2 protein-coding genes are annotated in these 2,001 nt (G+C 72.7%); both read left to right on the top strand.

Features of this window, described 5'->3' with window-relative positions:
- The coding region (locus G6024_RS15185) for a TatD family hydrolase (protein ID WP_159149088.1) at positions 1-653 on the top strand (653 nt) is incomplete at its 5' end.
- Between the two features lie 224 nt (positions 654-877).
- The coding region (locus G6024_RS15180; RefSeq protein ID WP_159149087.1) for a resuscitation-promoting factor at positions 878-2,001 on the top strand (1,124 nt) is incomplete at its 3' end.

The raw sequence follows: 2,001 nt of genomic DNA, 5'->3' as shown, positions 1-2,001 counted from the left end.
ACGAGCGGGTGTACGCCGCCGTGGCCGTGCACCCCACCCGAGCCGCCGAGATCACCGACCCCGAGCGCGGCGAGCAGGTGCGGGCGCGCCTGCGCGAACTCGCCGCCCATCCGCGGGTCGTCGCGGTGGGGGAGACCGGCCTCGACCACTACTGGGTGGGAAAGATGGACGGCTGCGCCGACCCGGCCGAGCAGGAGGAGTCGCTGCGCTGGCACGCCGGGCTCGCCGCCGAGCTGGGCAAATGCCTGATGATCCACAATCGCGAGGCCGATGACGACCTGCTGCGTGTGCTCGCGGAGGTCGCCGGCCCGGGCTCGGGCATCCCGCACGTGATGCTCCACTGCTTCTCCTCGCCGCTGGAGGTGGCGCGGGAGGCGCTGGACCGCGGGTACGTGCTGTCGTTCACCGGCAACGTCACGTTCAAGGCCAACGACCACCTGCGCGAGGCGGCCCGCCTGGCCCCGGCCGGGCAACTTCTCGTGGAGACCGACGCCCCGTACATGGCGCCCGAACCGTTCCGGGGCGCCCGCAACGAGCCCGGCCTGGTGGGTTACACCGCCCGGGCGATCGCGGAGGTCCGGGGGCAGACGCCGGAGGACTTCGTGTCGGAGGTCGCCGACACCGCCCGCGCCGTGTTCGGCCTGACCGTCTGACGGGCGGGACCGCCCGGGCCGGCGACCGGTGTGGCGCGTGGTACTCGTGAGGGCCGAGGGGCGAATGTAACGAAACGTGACCTGAATACCTCGTCGTCGTCGACTCGTTCCCGCATGTCACGAGGGTCACGTTGCCCCGGCGCTGTCCGTTCGTTACGCTATCGTGATGAAACGCGAACGGCTGTACGGCAGTTCGCGGAGCTACCCGAGGAGAGAACCCACAAGTGGTTGACGACGCACGGACCGACACCCCCATGGGCGCCCGACCCACCGCGACCCGGGGCATGCTCGCCCCCGTCAAGCGACTCCACGAGTCCCGCTCCACCATGCTGCGGCTGTCCGTCGCCGGGATGCTCACCACCCTCGTGGTGGGTGGGGTGGCGGCGCTCGACCAGCGCACGCAGTACACCCTCGAGGTCGACGGCGAGCAGGTCGAATTGGTGACCTTCAGCTCCGACGTCCACGCCGCGCTCGCCGACGCCGGCTACAGCGTCGACGACCGGGACGTGGTGATCGCGCCCGGCGACAGCATCGACGACGGCGACACCGTCACCCTGCTGCGCGCCCGGCCCGTCACCGTCGAGGTCGACGGTCGCAGCGAGCAGGTGTGGACCACCGCCACCACCGTCGCCGACCTCGTGGCCGAGCGCGACGACGTCCCGCCCCGCAGCTACGTCAGCCCACGCATCGACGCGGACGTCCCGCTCGACGGCACCACCGTCTCCGTGGTGACCCCGCGCGAGGCGCTGCTGTCCGACCACGGCGGCCCCGCCACCCCGATGGCCTCACCCGGTGAGACGGTCGGGCAGTTCCTCGAGCGCGCCGGCATCACCCTCGGCCCGCTGGACACTGTCACCCCGGCCCCGGACGCCCCCGTCGAGCCCGGCACTGAGGTCACCATCACCCGGGTGGCCGTCGCCGAGGAGACCGCGGTCGAGCAGTTCGAGGCCCCCGAACAGACCACCGAGGACCCCGAGGCCACCGAGGGCGAGCGCACGGTCGTCGATCCCGGTGCTCCCGGCGAGCGCGAGGTCGTCTACACGATCACCCGCGTCAACGGCGTCGAGACCGAGCGCGCCCGCGGCGCGGAGAAGGTCCTCACCGAGGCCCGCCCCGCCGTCGTCCGCGTGGGCACCAAGCCCAAGCCCGCCGCGCCGGCCGTCTCGAACGGCGGCGTGTGGGACTCGATCGCCCAGTGCGAGTCGGGCGGGAACTGGAGCATCAACACCGGCAACGGGTACTCCGGCGGGCTGCAGTTCGCCGCCGGCACCTGGACCGGCCACGGCGGCGGCCAGTACGCGCCCAGCGCGCATCTCGCCACGCGCGAGCAGCAGATCGCGATCGCCGA

The organism is Dietzia maris (assembly GCF_014144855.1).
GTDB lineage: Bacteria > Actinomycetota > Actinomycetes > Mycobacteriales > Mycobacteriaceae > Dietzia > Dietzia kunjamensis.
The sequence above is the reverse complement of the archived record's forward strand: the minus strand, read 5'-3'. Positions and strand labels throughout refer to the sequence as shown.